Here is an 18174-nt window from a genome sequence, read left to right on the forward strand (position 1 = left end):
TTTCGCTCCCTTAGGTTCATTCTATTGCTCAATAACCTGCTTTAGCCAAACTCGTTTACTTGTTTGACAAAATTGTAGCATAAAGCCGAGTCAAAGGCAATTACTCCCAGACAATAAGCAGGTTTTCAATGGTTTTTTTCAATATCAGCGGCATAGCATCCAATGAATAGGGAATACTGAGTCGCTCAGAAAGCTTATGAGCATCCTTGCCAAAAGGCCCGATATTTACAACAGGCATATTAATGGACTGAATTTCTTCGACAGGAAGCCGATATTTTTTGCCCCATGCCGGCATATTACGCGTCAAGCGCTTAACATTGCCAGGGTCTTTACTGATATTACAAAAACTCAAATCAGAAATAAAGGGATAAAACTTCTTAACGACCACATCATAGGAATACTCCTGTTTAACAGTCGCAATCGCCCCATCTAACGCATCAAATAATGCTTGTTCTTTAGCGTTTTTTCCTGTCACATAGTTGTGAGCATAATAAGGGGGCGCAAAGTACACAATAATTTTAGAATTTTGATTGGAATAATGTCGATGAACTTCTTCGACAATTTTCAATGAAAATTCACGATCATCGACGCCTTGAGCTAATAATTTTTCGGATAAACAGGTAATAATCTGATCAATTTCATCACCTAATTCGCCTTTCACCGCTTGATAAAGTTCTTCATATGTCAGTACCTTTGTTTCCCACGGCAAGGAATGAAAGGGAATATGAGTAAGTGAGCAATACTTTTTATATTGGTCGTTTAAACGTACAATCACACTGTCAAACGACGACTGTGCTACCTTTCGGCATTTCTCCAACACCTCAGACGGTTGACTGGTATGAGTGGAAAAATTAAAATACATCGTAACGGCATTCGTTGTCTGCACGGAATACTCTGTCTTCAAATCTCTTTGATACAAGCTGACAGGTGGCAGAGTCACCTCCCCATCGGCATAGTCACATAAATCCGTATTATAATCCATTTGATAAAGCACTTCTGAAGCAAGCAAATTGGCATCAATACCATTAAACGCTTCCCCCACATGTGTTTCTTCACCATATAAATAAAAGCAAGGCAAAAGTTTGCCTACTGTCCCAACATAGACATAACGATGATCATCACCTGGATAGTGTGTCGTCGTGTAATCCGTATCAATAGCTGTAAGGAACTGGAGATTTTGATTTTTGGCAAGAGCCGCTACTGCTTTAACTGCAGCAAGCATTCCGGCTGAATCTCCCTCTTCATCAGGAACAAATACAAAAACCAGATTACCTGTTAATTCTGCTGTGCGCGTCGAAAAATGTTCCAGCATCACAAGCTGAGCTGCAACACCTGTTTTCATATCAAGCATGCCACGACCAAAAATCCAGTCAGGCGACTCAATTTCGACTAGCGTTTCCGCATTAAATTGGATGGTTTTCAACCGCTTTTTCAATTCATCTGAATCTGTCGCATACTCTTTAAGTTCTGCATAATCCTGAATGCCCACGGTATCAATATGTCCCAGACAAAGAATAGTCGGAATAGCAGCTTGGGAAATACATTCTCCTTCCACAATAGCCATAACATATTTGCGCCCGATCCTATCACCTGGAATAGGCGACAAACTGAGTAATTCCGGTTTGCTTTGAAAATAAGGCAGCTCCTGTAAATCTTGATATAGTGTCTCAGCAATTAATACTTCCCCTGCTGTACCGACAATGCTAGAAATATGCGTCAGTTTCAAGGCAATTTCCAGCATTTTTTTCCCAAAATCGTTCACTCTGTCTCCCCCTTATTTTCAACGTGATATTCATCACAAGAACAATTAATTCGACAGGAATCTGAAAATCCTTTTTATTGTGCCAAATTTAAAAATTAAATAATATTTTTATTTTCTAACAGGATTCGTCTTAAATCTATGTAATATATTGAAAATAATATTCTCGGTCTGCTCTATACACATTGAGGAGGTTACTTCATGGAATTATTAGAAAAAATATCCAAAACAATCACCAAATTATTTCCCCTTTGGGTCGTAATTATTGCGCTCATTGCCTTTTTTGCCCCTGATCCTTTCAAACCGTTTTCATCAACCATTCCTTATTTTTTAGGTATTATTATGCTTGGTATGGGCCTTACCATGTCCATTGACGACTTCAAACTCGTACTTTCGCGTCCCAAAGATGTACTATGCGGCGTAGGCCTTCGCTATTTCATTATGCCTTTGGTAGGGTACACTGTAGCGAAACTACTAGACTTACCACCCTCACTGGCAGCCGGGCTCATTCTTGTTGGATGTTGCCCCAGTGGAACAGCCTCAAATGTCATGACCTTCCTTGCCAAAGGCGACACAGCCTTATCTGTTACCGTTTCCAGTATCAATACCATACTGGCCCCGCTACTCACGCCCTACATTTTTTTACTTCTCGCTGGTACGCTACTACCAATTAATGCCGAAGCCTTGCTCATTGATATATTAAAGATCGTGCTACTGCCCATTGCCCTTGGCATTGGACTGCGCACAATTGCCTCAGGATTTGTTGACAGTATCATGAAAATTGTCCCTGTTGTATCCGTTGTGGCAATTATTTTCGTCATCTCCGTCGTTGTTGCACTGAACGCCGCCAAATTAGCCACAGTAGCCGGTCTGGTCTTTTTAGCTGTAGCCCTTCATAATGCCTTTGGTTTACTTCTTGGCTATGGCGCATCACGCACAATTGGACTAGGACAACAACAAGCACGCGCCATTGCTTTTGAAATTGGCATGGAAAATTCCGGTCTCGCCGTAGCCTTGGCTTTAGTTCATCTCGATCCAATTGCCGCCATTCCTGGTGCAATTTTTAGTGTCTGGCACAATCTGACTGGATCGACTCTCGCTGGTTTCTGGAGTTCCCGCTCACAAAAAGGCTAAAAAAATTTACTTTTTCAACTTATACTTTCAATCCATTAAAAAGGAGTTGCATGGAAATTTACGTTTCCATGCAACTCCTTTAACTATTCCTCTTTATATACTGAGTAACATTTGTGCCAGCAATTGATACTTCGCTTCTTTGTAAATTTTACTCATATCGACAATGTACCACTCGCCGCCTACTTTTTCCAGCCCCACAGGTTTTACCTGAATAGCCAGACTGTCCTTTTGTTGCAACGTTGCCACAACAACGGCATACGTTCCTTGCTGGGTTACCTGATTCAATGATAACAAGTTCGTATTTTTTAAACTTGTCACATCGTTTTGACCTGTTAACGCACTGTATGGCGAACTGTCAGCCAAAGATTCGGGAGAAATGTACAAAGCCGCTTCAGTCAGACGATTATTTTTCGCAGCATCATACACTGTTTTAACAACTGCATCTGGTGCAAGATCAGGAACACGTTGCGCCGCAGGGCCGCTACAACCGGCAAGCAAGAAGAATGAGACTATTACAAGCACACTAAGTAAAGAAAATTTTCTCATATCATGAAACATAGATTCAACCCCTTGTTATTTTAAGTAAACTTATTATGTATAGTATATAATAAACAAAACTAGCCGTCATATGTAATTGTTTCCATGCAGAATTCACCATTCATACAGGTCAAATTTTATGTGATAGTTATCACATAAAAAAGTTAATCTTGATAGTATACTAAAAGTAACAATTATACTAAACAATTCACAAGGAGGTCCATGCAATGAGTCAATCCTTTTTAAAGAATATTGAATTTGGACAAGTTTTACCATTTGCCCAGCTTGTTGAATATCAGCAAGGCCGAGTAGTTAGTCTCACCTTAGTCCAGAAAGATTTTCTTTCCATGACGCTATTTGCTTTTTCAAAAGGAGAAAGCATTAGTACCCATTCTTCACCTGGCGATGCCTTCGTCTACATTCTGGATGGTCAAGCAGATATTACGATTGGTACGGACAGCCATACTGTAAAAACAGGCGAAGCCCTCGTCATGCCTTCAAACACACCGCACGGTCTAACTGCTACAGAAAATTTCAAAATGCTGCTCATTGTTGTCTTTCAGTAACATTTTGTAACAAAAACAAGTAAGTCCGTATCATTCGATACGGACTTACTTGTTCTTGTACATAAGATATATATATACCTCCCCTTGTGTAAGCTGCGGTTTTGCTATACGCAGGTTGAAACGTATAGCCTTAATCGCTTTGCACTCCCTTCGCTGGCATTATCCAGAACCGGTTATGCGGTTCGAAACAAGGTAAAATAGTTCCTGCTCAGCCAGATTCATCTAGCTCCCCAGTAACTTAATTATTTAATTCTACTTGTAGTCTATTATTTCCATATATCTTGGGCTAAACAACCTCAACGTGATAGGTCTTCAGCCAAGCGTTTACCTGAATAAGATAGGCAAAGAGCTGCACCTTACTCATGAGCTGTCCAAACCAGGGAATATTCGCGTTCGGCTCATCCGTCTGAGCATACTGGCGAATTTTATTCCCATCAATAAACCGATTGAGCGGTGCCTGAGTATCATTAATAATCTCCAAAGCCTCTGTTTTTACTAATTCATAATATAAAGGATGATAAGTCTTCGGATAGGGGCTTTTCTTGCGCCATAATACATCTTCAGGCAGCCAGCCTGTCAAAGCATGACGAAGTAAACCCTTTTCGCGGTCTTGGTAATTTTTCATCGGCCAGGGAACATTCCAAACATAATCGACAATGCGATGATCACAGAAGGGAACCCTCACTTCCAGCCCAAAAGCCATACTCATCCGATCTTTTCGATCAAGCAACGTTGGCATAAACCGCGTTAAACTCAAATAGAAAATTTCTCTCATCCTGGCTGCTGCCTTTTCCTCGCCAGGCAAGGCAGGAACTTCAGCAAGAGCCTCTTCATAGCGCGCGCGCGAATAGGCCTCGGGTTTAATATAATCACGTATCTCCGGTCGCAGCCATTCACTTCGATAAGCTACATGATTAGACCAGGGAAAAGTATCTGCCGCAATCATGTCAGGACGGCGAAACCAAGGATACCCCCCGAATATTTCATCAGCACACTCGCCAGAAAGCGCAACCGTAGCACCCTTACGTATTTCTTTGCAAAACAGATAAAGTGATGTATCCACGTCAGCCATGCCCGGAAAATCGCGGGCAATCGTAGCCGCTTGAAGAGTTTGGGCAAGTTCAGGAATGGTGACAATAATATTATGATGATGAGTTTGCAAAAAGTCTGCCATTCGCTTAACCCAGGGAGTATCACTGTTGGGCTGAAAAGCATTCGCTGTAAAAAATTGCTCATTGTCTGGGTAATCCACTGAATAAGTATGAAGCTTCTCTCCCCCCTGTTTACGATATTCATTCACAACAATGGCAGTTAAAGCACTAGAATCCAGTCCACCGGAAAGTAACGTACATACAGGCACATCAGCAACTAATTGACGAACAACGGCATCTTGGACCAAAGTACGCACCGTGTCAACAGTTTTGTCAAAACTGTCTTCATGTTCTTTCGATTCTAACGACCAATAGCGTCGGATATTTAGTCCTGCTTTGGTATAAATCGCCATATGGCCAGCTTTTAATTCATGAACACCTAAATAAATACCATGACCCGGAGTCCGAGCCGGTCCAAGGGCAAAAATTTCCGCCAAACCTTCACTATCGACAATAGGCTGAATCAACGGATGAGCTAAGAGAGCCTTTACTTCTGAACCAAACAGAAATAATGCTCCCCGCTTCGCATAGAAAAAAGGTTTGACACCAATACGATCCCGCGCCATAAACAATCGCTGCTCTTTCTCATCCCAAATGGCAAAGGCAAAAATGCCATTAAATTTCTCAACACACTCAGGTCCCCACTCCATATAGGCCTTTAACAACACTTCCGTATCCGAATGGGTCGTAAAAGAATGTCCTTTCAGCACCAATTCATGCTGAATTTCCGAAGTATTATAAAGTTCACCATTATAAGTAATGGCATATTCGTAATCACCTTGCCGCCGAATCATTGGCTGCGCTCCCCCGATAGGGTCAACCACACTGAGACGGCGGTGACCCAGGGCTGTACAGCCTTTGAGATACGTCCCTGACGCATCCGGTCCTCGCACGGCCAAAGTCTCCACCATAGCCGAAAGAATCGGTTCCACCTGTTTGACAGGCTTTTCCCAGTCAATCCAACCTGTTATTCCACACAAAACGGCTCATCTCCCTCATTCTTGAGACCGTGCTCTTTCCATGCACTATAAGATAATCTATGAAAGGAGAGATTCTTTTGCCACAGAAAAAAAGGCTGCTAATTCGCAGCCCCTTGAATAGTAAAATGAAGTTCTGTATCCGCCGTTAAGTAAATGGTACTTCCATCAGCCACTTCTCCCTGCACAATAAGCTGACTGATTCTCGTTTCCACAGCTCGTGTAATAAACCGGCGGAGCGGACGCGCGCCTAACTGCGCATCAAAGCCATTGCGCGCCAAATAGGTTGGTACTGAATCCTCCCAGGACAGCGTAAGCTTCAGCTGCTTTTGTATTCTTTTATTAAGCTGTTCGAGGAGCAATTCAGCAATTCGTCCTACCTGCTGCTGACTCAGTGCTTTGAACACAATCGTATCATCAATACGATTTAAAAACTCCGGCCGAAAATGCTTATGAAGCAAATCTAAGACTTTGGCCTTAGCCACTGAAAAATCTTGTTCTTGTAAGATATCTGCTGACCCCAAATTGGATGTCATAATAATAATGGTATTCTTGAAATCAACAGTCCGGCCTTGACTATCTGTTAAGCGACCATCATCTAGCATTTGCAGCAAAATATTAAAAATGTCATAATGGGCTTTTTCAATTTCATCAAGCAAGATGACACTGTAGGGTTTGCGCCGAACGGCTTCAGTTAATTGGCCCCCTTCATCATAGCCGACATAACCTGGAGGAGCTCCAATAAGCCGCGCGACTGTATGTTTTTCCATATATTCACTCATATCGAGACGAATGATGTTCTTTTCATCATCAAATAATACTTCAGCAAGCGTTTTGGCAAGCTCTGTTTTCCCCACACCTGTCGGCCCTAAAAAGATAAACGAACCAATCGGACGCGTCGGATCTTTTAATCCTGCTCTGGCCCGAATAATGGCTTCGGTCACAGCCGTAATGGCCTCGTCTTGTCCAACGACGCGTTCATGCATGGTGTCTTCCAGACTAAGCAGCTTCTGTCTTTCACCTGCCAGCATGCGCTGCACAGGAATCCCCGTCCAGCGACTGACAACCTTGGCAATATCGTCTTCGTCCACTTCTTCCTTAAGCAATACCTTCTGCTCAGCACTGTCTTGTAATGCCTGAGTTTGCTGTTGCATGGCCTTCTCAAGTTCAGGCAACCGACCATATTTCAGTTCGGCCAATTTATTCAGATCATAAACACGTTCGGCTGCTTCCATTTCCGTGCGGACCTGATCCATTTCAGCCTTAATGGCCCGGACTTTCGTAATTCCCGCCTTTTCATTCTGCCACTGTTGTCGAAGCGCAGCCGATTCTGCCTGAAGCTCAGCAATTTCTTTTTCAATGCCTGAAAGCCTTTCCTGTGACGTGCTGTCTTGTTCCTTTTTTAAGGCCTGCTCTTCAATCTGAAGTTGCAATATACGCCGCGAAACCTCATCAAGTTCAGCAGGCATAGAATCAATTTCGGTACGCAGCTTAGCCGCTGATTCATCGATTAAATCAATGGCTTTATCAGGCAAAAAACGATCCGTAATATAACGATCAGACATGACGGCCGCCGCAACAAGGGCAGCATCTTTAATACGAACGCCATGATGAACTTCATAACGTTCTTTCAATCCTCTTAAAATAGAAATGGTGTCTTCCACTGAAGGCTGGTTGACCAAAACAGGCTGAAAGCGCCTTTCTAGAGCAGCATCCTTTTCGATATGCTTGCGATATTCATTCAGGGTTGTTGCCCCAATACAGCGTAATTCTCCACGAGCCAGCATGGGCTTTAAAATATTGCCGGCATCCATCGCGCCTTCAGCAGCTCCTGCCCCCACAACAGTGTGGATTTCATCAATAAATAAAATAATATAACCATCAGAATGAGAAATTTGATTGAGCACCTTTTTAAGACGTTCTTCAAATTCACCGCGATATTTAGCCCCCGCTAAAAGCGAACCTAAATCAAGAGAATAAAGCATTTTATCTTTTAAACTTTCCGGTACATCTCCTGCGACAATACGCCGTGCCAACCCCTCGACAATGGCTGTTTTCCCTACACCGGGTTCGCCAATAAGGACAGGATTATTTTTGGTTCGCCGCGATAAAATCTCAACAACACGCCGAATCTCTTCATCCCGGCCGATGACTGGATCAATTTTTCCTTGTTTGGCTAACTGCGTAAGGTCACGTCCGTACTTCAAGAGTTCCTTATATTCCCCTTCACCTTCGCCTTGACTTGCGCGGTACTCCATAATGGCTTGGCGCAATTTATGGGCATCAAGACCGAGTGATGTGCACAGGGCCGTAACATCTTTATCTCCTTCTTCGACAACAGCAAGCAACAAATGTTCTTTGCCAACAAGACTATCTTTCATGGATTGCGCAATCTGACTGGCTTTCGCTGTTACACGAAGCATATCCGTGCCCATCCTAAGTGCTGTCTCCTGACCGCGTACAGCTGGAATCGATCCAACTAATTTCTCAGCACCTTTTACTAAAGCACGGCGCTTCACTTGGCATTTTTCTAACACTGCATCAAATAAATCGTCGTGCTCTTTACAAAGTGATAATAACAAATGCTTAGTCGTCATCTCCTGATGATAGGCTAGCGCAGTAATTTGCTGTGCCTCCTGTAAAACGGCCAAGGCCTCTTGTGTATAATTATCTTCCTTCATATCGCTCACCTCTGCTTATATTTTATACGAAAAAGCAAAAAAAAAACAGAGCTTGTTCATCTTTAAAAAGCATTTCATCGAACTTGACAATTACATGTTTACACATAAAAATGTGTAATGTTGATTTTGTATGCAGGATATGTGTATTCAATAAGAGAATAAATAAAGATTCTAGGCTACTATCTTTTTACTTTAGAGGAGGATGACCATGTTAAGTAATGAAGTAAAACTCGGCCCCACCCGGGCGGCACACCGCTCGCTCTTTTATGCCATGGGCTATACACCTGATGAACTGGAAAAACCACTCATTGGTATTGTCAATGCGCAAAATGAAATCATCCCTGGCCACATGCATCTAAATACGATAGCAGAGGCAGCCAAATATGGTGTCCTGGCTGCTGGTGGGACACCGATTGAATTTCCAGCCATCGGCATCTGTGATGGCATCGCCATGGGACATAGTGGCATGAAATACCCTCTTGCGTCGCGCGAATTAGTTGCTGACAGCATCGAAGCCATGGCCATTGGCCACAAATTTGATGGTCTTATTCTCATCCCAAACTGTGATAAAATCATACCCGGTATGTTAATGGCTGCGGCCCGCATCAATATCCCTGCCATTGTCGTGAGCGGCGGCCCTATGCTGCCTGGCCGCTATGAAGGACGCGACATTAGCGTCAGCACGGTATTCGAAGCTGCCGGAAAATTTGCTTCAGGCAAAATTGACGAACAAGAACTCTCGGCAATTGAGCATGCCGCCTGCCCCGGCTGCGGTTCCTGTGCCGGACTATTTACAGCAAATACCATGAACTGCCTGACAGAAGCCTTAGGGCTCGGATTACCTGGCAACGGCACCATTCCAGCCGCCTATTTTGGTGGCCGACGCGCCTTAGCCAAACAGGCTGGTCACGTTATGATGAACCTCGTTACCAAACAAATCCTGCCGCGCGATATTTTGACAAAAGAAGCCTTTTTAAATGCTATGGCTGTTGACATGGGTATCGGCGGCTCTTCAAATACAGTCCTTCATTTGACAGCTATTGCACATGAAGCAGGTATTGAGCTCCCCCTTGAGCTGTTTGATGAAATTAGCCGTAAAACACCTTATATTACTAAACTAAGTCCCAGTGGCACACACCACATGATTGACCTCAATGAAGCCGGCGGTATTAATGCCGTATTAAATGAACTGAATAAAACAGGTGTCATCCATCCAGAATGTAAAACAGTAACAGGTACCATTGCCGATCGTATCGAAGCAGGTAAAATCCTACGCAGCGATGTCATTCACAGTATTGATGCCCCCTATCGTAATCGTGGCGGAATCGCCATACTAAGAGGCAATCTCGCCGAAGATGGTGGCGTTGTCAAAGAAAGTGCCGTAAAAGAAGATATGCTTGTCTTTAATGGCACAGCCAAGGTATATAATTCCGAAGAAGAAGCTATTGACGCCATCATGGACAACCAAGTCATGGATGGTAATGTGGTTGTCATCCGTTATGAAGGCCCCAAAGGGGGACCAGGCATGCGTGAAATGCTCAATCCTACAGCCGTCATTACAGGTATGGGCCTCCATGTTGCTTTATTAACAGATGGAAGATTCAGTGGTGCCACACAAGGCGCTTGTATCGGTCACATCTCCCCTGAGGCTATGGAAGGCGGCACAATTGGTTTAGTTAAAAACGGGGATGCCATTCATATTGACATTCCCAATCGTAAATTAGAACTCCTCGTCAGCCCGGAAGAACTTGCCCGCCGTAAAGCAGCCTGGGTTCAGCCTGAACCGAAGGTGAAAACAGGTTATCTCTCGCGTTACGCTCGTCTGGTGACATCAGCCAACACAGGTGCTGTATTAAAGTAACTAAAGAAAAGATTGTATAGAAAGTGCCAACAGGACCCTGCATTTCCTGTTGGCACTTTTTATAAACAATTTTAATCAGGTACTACCAATTTACGAACTAATTGTCTTACTGCTTGCTCACCTTGCGTAGCATACACCTGATAAAATAGTAACGTCGTAATCTGGGAATAAAGATAATTACGCAACTGATAATAGGGACGCCCATTAATATCATTGATAGTCAATCCATATTCATCTTGTGCAATTTTCTCCAGCAGCGGATTCATCCACTGGCTGGCTGGCAGACTAACTACCCAATTATGATCACCAAGATGAGTAATACAGTTTTCTAGCGGCCGTGGTTTCGGCAAAGTCCAGCCATCTAGTGATAGATATCCCTCGTGAACGGGATCTGTATCTGTCAAAATACAAGCAGCACGAATCCACCCCACAATATCGCCTTCCGCATCTTTCGCACCTAAATGATTATGGGCGCAAGCCTGCGCAATAATGACTTCGGCTGGAAAACAACGTGTAATGGATTCAGCCAGACCGAAAACATGATGGCTCCCCGTTCGAGCCAAACTGGCCTGAGGAAAAATCCGGCCATTGTCAAGCCACTGCAACACCCAAGTTTTTTGACAATCATGCAAAATTTGCGCCGCAATCAACACATCGGCATTGACTGAAAATCCATAACTCTGCTCATAAACGGCCTTCATGCCAAGCGCCGACTGTAAATTAACAGACGTATGGAGTACAAGGCCGCCGGGATAAGCATGATGACGAAAATAACCACTTCCTGGCGCACTATCAAAAGACTGTGGCGCAACGAGAAAATCATCACAGGCAGGAAAAAGCGGAATAATACGCGTTCCATAGCGCTGACGCTGATAAAAGCCCTCGGCCCCTAATTGTTCTATCTTCTGTTGCTGCATTGACTGCCTAGCTAACTTTTTCATAAAAGTAGGTGACGGATTCATTAAGATGGCCAATACTTTTTCACGCAGATCGCTTTGACAAATCGATTGAGCTTGTCTTTTTAAGTACTCAAAATGCTGCGCAATAATATAGGAAGACTGAGCCATCTCAGCTGGCGCAAGCGTCAAAACCTTTGAAAACGGCAGGGTTCGTACATGTTCTAAATGATTGTCGCATATATTCACAGACATCTCTCCATTACAACTGATAACCATTAAGTTACACATTTATCGTTTATAAGTACTTCGCCAAAGGCCTGTTCATTTTCCTGTTGCAAAGAGAATGATTTCCTGTTATTTTCACATCGTTTCTTTGACTAAAGGTCCCCGCCATTTTTCCATGCCTTGTGATACGCTAAAAACTTGACTATAGCCTTGGGACATTAAAAATTTTACGGCCTGAAAACTTCGTCGGCCAGTCTGACAAATAACATAGACAGGACGCTCTCTTGGTACTTGGTCTATTCTTTCAGCAAGTTCATAAAAGGGAAGTGAAAGAGCGCCCAAAATATGGCCCGCATGATACTCGTCTGTTGTTCGTACATCCAGAATGAGTACCCTCGATTCGTGACAGGCAACTTCAACTTGATCTAAAGAAACCAGCGGAACCTGACTCAACCGAATATGCCGCGTAATACGCGTAATAAGTAAAACAATGATCAAGAAAATAATAATAACAAGCAGTTGTTCCATCACATACGTCACCTTCATGTTACTATCTTGTATCTATTTTTATTCGCCTATACAAAAAAAGTTGCTTGGTCTAGTGCAAACTCACCCCTGTTCATAAATCAATTAAAATAGTATTACGAAATTATTTTAGATAATAATTTATTTGCTTATACGGAAATTTTTGCCTTTCGTTTTTTTGTTATAAAAGTCATAAAAAAGCGACTTTATCACATGATGCAATAAAGTCGCTTATCTGCTTATCATTCTTTAGAAGGCTGGTACAACAGCTCCTTGATATTTATCTTGGATAAATTTCCTTACTTCATCAGAATTTAAGATTTTTGATAACTTTTGAATCTCCGGACGATTTTCGTCACCTTTCCGGATGGCTAAAATATTCACGTAAGGAGAATTCTTATCTTCAATAATAAGTGCATCCTTTGTTGGCACAAGCTTGGCCTCCAGAGCATAATTCGTGTTGATCACAGCGGCAGTCACATCATCCAAGGCCCGCGGCAAAAGTGGTGCTTCTAATTCACGAAACTTTAAATTTTTGGGGTTCTCGGCGATATCGCTTACTGTCGCTTTAATACCCACGCCCTCTTTCAGTTTAATCAGACCGGCTTTTTCCAGCAAAGCCAAAGCCCGTCCGGCATTTGTCGGATCACTCGGCACAGCAATCTCAGCACCCGAAGCAATGTCAGCAAGGTTTTTCACCTTTTTCGAATAAACACCCATGGGCTCAATGTGTACAGGAACCGTATAGGTCAATGGCAAATTATGCTCTGAAGCAAATTTCTCTAAATAAGGAATGTGTTGAAAAAAGTTAGCATCTAATTCCTTATCAGCTAATGCCGTATTGGGCTGAACATAATCACTAAACTCAACAATTTGTAAATCAATTCCTTCTTTTTCTAATAGCGGCTTCACAAAGTTTAGAATTTCCGCGTGAGGTACAGCCGTAGCCCCCACTTTGAGAACGGTTTTAGCCTGAGTCCCATTATTTGAATTATTTGCTGTATTACCGCCGCAGCCAGTTAATAGAAATACGAAAGATAAGACTAACGAAAAAATACCAATAAACTTTTTCATTATAAACACCCTTTCCAGTCATACTAATTTTAATGATAGAATAAACAAAGCTAAAGAATCCGTATTAAATAAAACAAACCCCCTTCCGAGGAAAGGGGTAAACGTTTAGTTGCGTTCCACTTTTCCCCTCATCTTCCAGAACAAAATTGTCCTGCTGGATTTAGCACCACCGCATTGCTGCAGGTTGCCGGGTGTCATTGGGCCAGTCCCTCGACCACTCTGGATAAGAGTCACAGTAATATTAAATTATCGTGTAACATTAAATTAATGTTATCATTTACTTTACAAAGCTGTCAATACTTTTTTATTTTTAAATTTTACCTATTTGGCGTTCAACAAGCCTTCCCATTTCGCTTGTTGTCACTTGCGTCATACCCGATTGAACTAAATCAATTGTACCATACCCTTCTTCAAGTACCTTATCTACAGCCGCCTCAATCAGGCAAGCTGCTGCTTCTTCCTTTAAAGAATAACGCAGTAAAAGCGCAGCAGAAAGAATTGTTCCCAGAGGATTGGCCAGACCACGGCCCGCAATATCCGGTGCCGAACCGTGAATAGGCTCGTAAAGCCCCGTACCGCTACCAATACTTGCCGAAGGCAACATGCCAATCGACCCGGCAATCACGGCCGCCTCATCACTTAAAATATCACCAAACAAATTATTTGTCACAATCACATCAAATTGCTTGGGCGCTAAAATCAGCTGCATGGCACAATTATCAACGTACAAGTGATTGACCTTAATCTCCGGTTCAGTTGCTGCCAATTTTTCAACTGTCCGTCTCCATAAACGTGACGTTGCCAAAACATTGGCCTTATCAACAGATGTCACCTTATTCCGACGCAACTTTGCCGCTCGAAAAGCAAACCGCGTAATCCGTTCTATTTCAGGCACACTGTAACTTTCCTTGTCAAATGCCTGTTCCACACCATCCTGCACAGCCCCTTCCTGCCGTTCACCATAATAAATGCCACCACTCAATTCCCGAACAATGAGAATATCCACACCTGTAACCTTTTCAGCCTTGAGGGGAGAACGTTCCGCAAGTATGGCAGGTACCCGAATGGGGCGTAAATTTGCATAAAGCTCCAATGACTGCCGTAACCCTAAAATGGCCTTTTCCGCCCGTAGTTCCGGCTCGACAGTATCCCATTGAGGTCCGCCCACAGCACCAAGCAGTACGGCATCAGCCTTGTGCGCTGCTGCCAGCGTCTCTTTAGGCAAGGGATGACCGACAGCATCAATGGCCGCACCTCCTGCTAGACAAGACGTAAACTCAGCCGATTTTCCATACTGCTTGAGTGCCGCTTGAAGTACGCGCTGCGCTTCAGCTACGATTTCCGGACCGATTCCATCGCCGCCAATGACTGCAACATCATAACTCATGATTCCGCCTCCTTGAGATATTCAATCAATCCACCGGCTGTAACAATTTTTTGAATAAATTCCGGCAGAGGTTCAGCCTGAAAAGTATCTCCGGTTGTCACATTATGAATCTGTCCAGCAGCTAAATCGATTTCCAGTTCGTCTCCGGCATGAATTTCCTTAACTTGAGTACCGATTTCCAGCATGGGAAGCCCAATATTAATGGCATTACGGTAAAAAATTCGTGCAAAGCTCTCCGCAATCACGCAAGGTACGCCACAACCTTTGATAGCAAGAGGCGCATGTTCCCGTGACGAACCGCAGCCAAAATTCCGACCTGCCACTAAAATATCGCCTGCTGCTACCTTTCCGGCAAAAGACGCATCAATATCTTCCATGCAATGTTTGGCCAATTCTCGTGGTTCAGCTGTCACTAAATAACGAGCAGGAATAATCACATCTGTATCTACATTATCTCCATAACGCCATACTTTTCCCGTTAACATACGAATACCTCCTCAGGACTTGCAATTTTACCCGCAATAGCACTTGCTGCCGCAACAGCCGGACCGGCCAGATAGATTTCACTATCAATATGTCCCATACGACCGCGGAAGTTGCGATTCGTTGTGGAAACAGCTTTTTCCCCCTTGGCAAGTATGCCCATATAGCCGCCAAGACAAGGACCGCAAGTAGGCGTACTCACAACAGCACCCGCCGTAATAAATATCTCAACATAACCTTTTTTCACTGCTTCTAAATAAACGGCCTGACTGCCTGGTATAATAATGGTTCGAACTTTCGGATGAACCTTTCTTCCTTGAAAAATCTCAGCCGCTTGCGCCAAGTCCTCAATCCGTCCGTTCGTACAGGAACCAATGACAACTTGGTCAATGGCCGTATCAGACAAATCGATAGCAGCTTTCACGTTTTCAGGTAAATGCGGCAAAGCAACAACAGGCCGTAATGCCGATAAATCCAGGGTAATCTGACGGTCATAGGCCGCCCCAACATCCGCCACAACCTTGTTCCACACCTTGTTCGTCCGGCCTGCCAGATACTTTTCCGTCTGCTCATCAACAGGAAAAATTCCATTTTTCGCCCCGGCTTCAATGGCCATGTTAGAAATAGTGAATCGATCAGCCATCGTAAGCTCTTGGATACCAGGACCTATAAATTCCAGTGACTGATAACGGGCGCCTTCAACACCGACACGACTGATGAGCGTCAAAATAACATCCTTACCACTCACCCACCGCGGTAATTTTCCAATGACATCAACTTTAATGGACGAGGGCACTTTAAACCACGTACGGCCTGTCGCCATAGCAGCTCCCATATCTGTGGAACCGACACCTGTTGCAAAAGCCCCCAATGCGCCATAGGTACAGGTATGAGAATCAGCGCCAATAATAACCTCACCTGGCGCAACCAAGCCACTTTCAGGTAGCAACACATGTTCAATGCCCATGCGCCCCACCTCAAAAAAATGGGTAATATCATGCTTGCGGGCAAATTCCCGAACAGCACGCACCATTTCAGCGGATTTAATGTCTTTATTAGGTACAAAGTGATCAGGTACAAGAACAATCTTGTCTTTATCAAAAACCCCTTTGCCAATTCTGTTAAATTCCTTAATGGCTGGCGGCGTTGTAATATCGTTACCAAGAACAATATCTACGTGACATTCAATAAGCTGCCCTGGCTCTACACTGTCCATTCCGGCATGGCTGGCTAAAATTTTTTCCGTCATCGTCATCGATCTCATACTAATTCACTCCTACATTAGCAGCAACTGTGCCACTTGCTGCACATAATTTATTTACGGCCTGCAAATAGGCCTTCGCACTTGATTCAATAATATCCGTACTAATGCCGCGTCCACTATAAATCCGTCCGTCTCTTTCCACCCTGACAAGGGCTTCACCTAAGGCATCTTCCCCAGAAGTTACCGCTTTGAGTTGAAAGTCTTTCAAAACAATATCCTGATTCATGCTAGCCGCAATCGCATTGAAGAGTGCATCAAGCGGACCTGAACCCGCACAGGCCTTTTCAATAATTCCATGATCTGTCTCGATCCGTACCGTAGCGGTGGCCATCGCCTCATTACCACTAATAACTTGATGAGACAGCAGTCTAAACTTCTCGTATATTTCGGTCGTTTTTTCGGTAATCAAAGCCTCAAGGTCTTCATCAAAAATTGTTTTCTTACGATCAGCCAATTCCTTAAACTTCATAAACAATTCGTGAATGCGCTCCTCTGAACATTGATAGCCCAGTTCTTGCAGGCGTTCTTCAAAAGCATGACGTCCGCTGTGCTTACCAAGAACAAGGCGGCTTTTCTTAATGCCAATCGATTCAGGGCGCATAATTTCATAAGTCTCCACATTATTCAGCACACCATGCTGATGAATACCTGACTCATGGGCAAAAGCATTGTCACCTACAATGGCTTTATTCGGGGGCGTCAAAATACCACTCAAAGTACTGACAAGCCTTGAAGTGCGATAAATCTGCTGTGTATCAAGACCTGTTACACAGCCAAAATAATCCTTGCGAGTAGCGAGGGCCATGACCACTTCCTCCAGAGCCGCATTCCCCGCACGTTCGCCAAGACCATTCATCGCTGTTTCAATCTGAAGCGCTCCCGCGCCGATTCCAGCTAATGAGTTGGCCACAGCCATGCCCAAATCATCGTGGCAGTGTACGCTCATTCTGACGCTATCCACATCCGTAATATTTTCACGCAAATAAACAATCAGTTTAGCAAATTCCTCGGGAACCATATATCCCACCGTATCAGGCACATTAATGACAGTAGCCCCTGCTGCAATAGCCTGGCTATAAGCCATGCAAAGAAAATCCCAATTGGAACGTGACGCATCTTCAGCGGAAAATTCCACCTCATCGACAAGTGTACGAGCGTAACGAACAGCTTCGCTAATATGAGACAACACCTGTGCCCGTGTCATCTTCAGCTTATATTCCATATGAATATCGCTTGTAGCCAAAAAAGTATGAATCAGCGGCTGCTCCGCATATTTAAGAGCCTCATAGGCCTCATGAATATCATTGCGACTGGCCCGCGCCAAAGCCGCAATAACAGGCCCCTTAATCTGTGTAGCAACCTTGCGTACAGCAGCAAAATCGCCTGGTGAAGCAACAGGAAATCCTGCTTCAATCACATCCACTTTCAATTTAGCCAAGGCCCGGGCAATCTCCAATTTGTCATCGGCCCCGAGCGATACGCCAGGCGTTTGCTCGCCATCACGCAGTGTCGTGTCAAAAATATAAATTCGTTTGTCAGCCATTCCCAGTCCTCCATAATTTCATGATTTTAGAATAAAAAAGCGCCCCTATTGGCAAATCATTGCCAATAGGGGCGCTGAATACGCGGTACCACCCTACTTTTTTTCTCC

At 43.8% G+C, this 18174-nt stretch carries 14 protein-coding genes, 1 riboswitch and 1 other annotated feature (1 of these 16 only partly in view); of the genes, 3 read left to right on the forward strand and 11 right to left on the reverse strand.

What is annotated here, in order from left to right:
• Positions 1 to 100: 100 nt before the first annotated feature.
• Entirely contained in the window at positions 101 to 1762 is a 1662-nt protein-coding gene (locus tag Ga0466249_RS16165; protein ID WP_215830518.1) for a M20/M25/M40 family metallo-hydrolase, read from the reverse strand.
• A gap of 198 nt (positions 1763 to 1960) precedes the next feature.
• Between Ga0466249_RS16165 and Ga0466249_RS16170 the strand changes: the two genes are divergently transcribed.
• Positions 1961 to 2893 carry a bile acid:sodium symporter family protein gene (locus tag Ga0466249_RS16170; RefSeq protein ID WP_215830519.1) on the forward strand — a complete coding sequence of 311 codons (933 nt, stop codon included), beginning with the start codon at positions 1961 to 1963 and terminating at the stop codon, positions 2891 to 2893.
• A gap of 93 nt (positions 2894 to 2986) precedes the next feature.
• Here Ga0466249_RS16170 and Ga0466249_RS16175 read toward each other — a convergent pair whose 3' ends face one another.
• Entirely contained in the window at positions 2987 to 3451 is a 465-nt protein-coding gene (locus Ga0466249_RS16175) for a hypothetical protein (protein ID WP_215830520.1), read from the reverse strand.
• Positions 3452 to 3657: 206 nt separating this feature from the next.
• On the opposite strand from Ga0466249_RS16175, the gene Ga0466249_RS16180 reads away from it, so the two are divergent.
• A complete protein-coding gene (locus Ga0466249_RS16180) occupies positions 3658 to 3996 on the forward strand; it encodes a cupin domain-containing protein (RefSeq protein ID WP_215830521.1) in 339 nt (112 codons plus the stop codon).
• A gap of 286 nt (positions 3997 to 4282) precedes the next feature.
• On the opposite strand, the gene asnB is transcribed toward Ga0466249_RS16180, so the two are convergent.
• Both asnB and clpB read right to left on the reverse strand, forming a co-directional pair.
• Positions 4283 to 6127, reverse strand: coding sequence for an asparagine synthase (glutamine-hydrolyzing) (asnB, locus tag Ga0466249_RS16185; RefSeq protein ID WP_215830522.1), 1845 nt, complete (start codon positions 6125 to 6127; stop codon positions 4283 to 4285).
• A 98-nt stretch (positions 6128 to 6225) separates the two neighbouring features.
• Positions 6226 to 8805, reverse strand: coding sequence for an ATP-dependent chaperone ClpB (clpB, locus tag Ga0466249_RS16190; RefSeq protein WP_215830523.1), 2580 nt, complete (start codon positions 8803 to 8805; stop codon positions 6226 to 6228).
• A 208-nt stretch (positions 8806 to 9013) separates the two neighbouring features.
• Here clpB and ilvD point away from each other — a divergent pair, with 208 nt between their 5' ends.
• Complete coding sequence (gene ilvD / locus Ga0466249_RS16195; RefSeq protein ID WP_215830524.1) at positions 9014 to 10666, forward strand: dihydroxy-acid dehydratase; 1653 nt, start codon at positions 9014 to 9016, stop codon at positions 10664 to 10666.
• 71 nt (positions 10667 to 10737) lie between these two features.
• Here ilvD and Ga0466249_RS16200 read toward each other — a convergent pair whose 3' ends face one another.
• From Ga0466249_RS16200 to Ga0466249_RS16230, 7 genes are all read right to left on the reverse strand, one after another.
• Positions 10738 to 11811: a hypothetical protein gene (locus tag Ga0466249_RS16200; RefSeq protein ID WP_215830525.1), complete on the reverse strand. Its 1074-nt coding sequence runs from the start codon at positions 11809 to 11811 to the stop codon at positions 10738 to 10740.
• A 114-nt stretch (positions 11812 to 11925) separates the two neighbouring features.
• Positions 11926 to 12318 (reverse strand): rhodanese-like domain-containing protein, encoded by a 393-nt coding sequence (locus tag Ga0466249_RS16205; protein ID WP_215830526.1) that lies wholly within the window; start codon positions 12316 to 12318, stop codon positions 11926 to 11928.
• 246 nt (positions 12319 to 12564) lie between these two features.
• Entirely contained in the window at positions 12565 to 13389 is an 825-nt protein-coding gene (locus Ga0466249_RS16210; RefSeq protein ID WP_215830527.1) for a MetQ/NlpA family ABC transporter substrate-binding protein, read from the reverse strand.
• A 125-nt stretch (positions 13390 to 13514) separates the two neighbouring features.
• Positions 13515 to 13619: riboswitch (SAM riboswitch) on the reverse strand.
• Between the two features lie 80 nt (positions 13620 to 13699).
• Positions 13700 to 14776: a 3-isopropylmalate dehydrogenase gene (gene leuB / locus Ga0466249_RS16215; protein WP_215830528.1), complete on the reverse strand. Its 1077-nt coding sequence runs from the start codon at positions 14774 to 14776 to the stop codon at positions 13700 to 13702.
• The gene (gene leuD / locus Ga0466249_RS16220; protein ID WP_215830529.1) at positions 14773 to 15261 is read right to left on the reverse strand and encodes a 3-isopropylmalate dehydratase small subunit; all 489 of its coding nucleotides are present in this window, start codon (positions 15259 to 15261) and stop codon (positions 14773 to 14775) included. The genes leuB and leuD overlap by 4 nt, the downstream gene beginning before the upstream one ends.
• Positions 15255 to 16523 (reverse strand): 3-isopropylmalate dehydratase large subunit, encoded by a 1269-nt coding sequence (gene leuC / locus Ga0466249_RS16225; protein ID WP_215830530.1) that lies wholly within the window; start codon positions 16521 to 16523, stop codon positions 15255 to 15257. The genes leuD and leuC overlap by 7 nt, the downstream gene beginning before the upstream one ends.
• A gap of 1 nt (position 16524) precedes the next feature.
• A complete protein-coding gene (locus Ga0466249_RS16230; RefSeq protein ID WP_215830531.1) occupies positions 16525 to 18066 on the reverse strand; it encodes a 2-isopropylmalate synthase in 1542 nt (513 codons plus the stop codon).
• Positions 18067 to 18130: 64 nt separating this feature from the next.
• Positions 18131 to 18174 (reverse strand) — a binding site (T-box leader); it runs 176 nt beyond the window's last position.

Source organism: Pelorhabdus rhamnosifermentans, from assembly GCF_018835585.1.
In the GTDB taxonomy this organism is placed as follows: domain Bacteria; phylum Bacillota; class Negativicutes; order UMGS1260; family UMGS1260; genus Pelorhabdus; species Pelorhabdus rhamnosifermentans.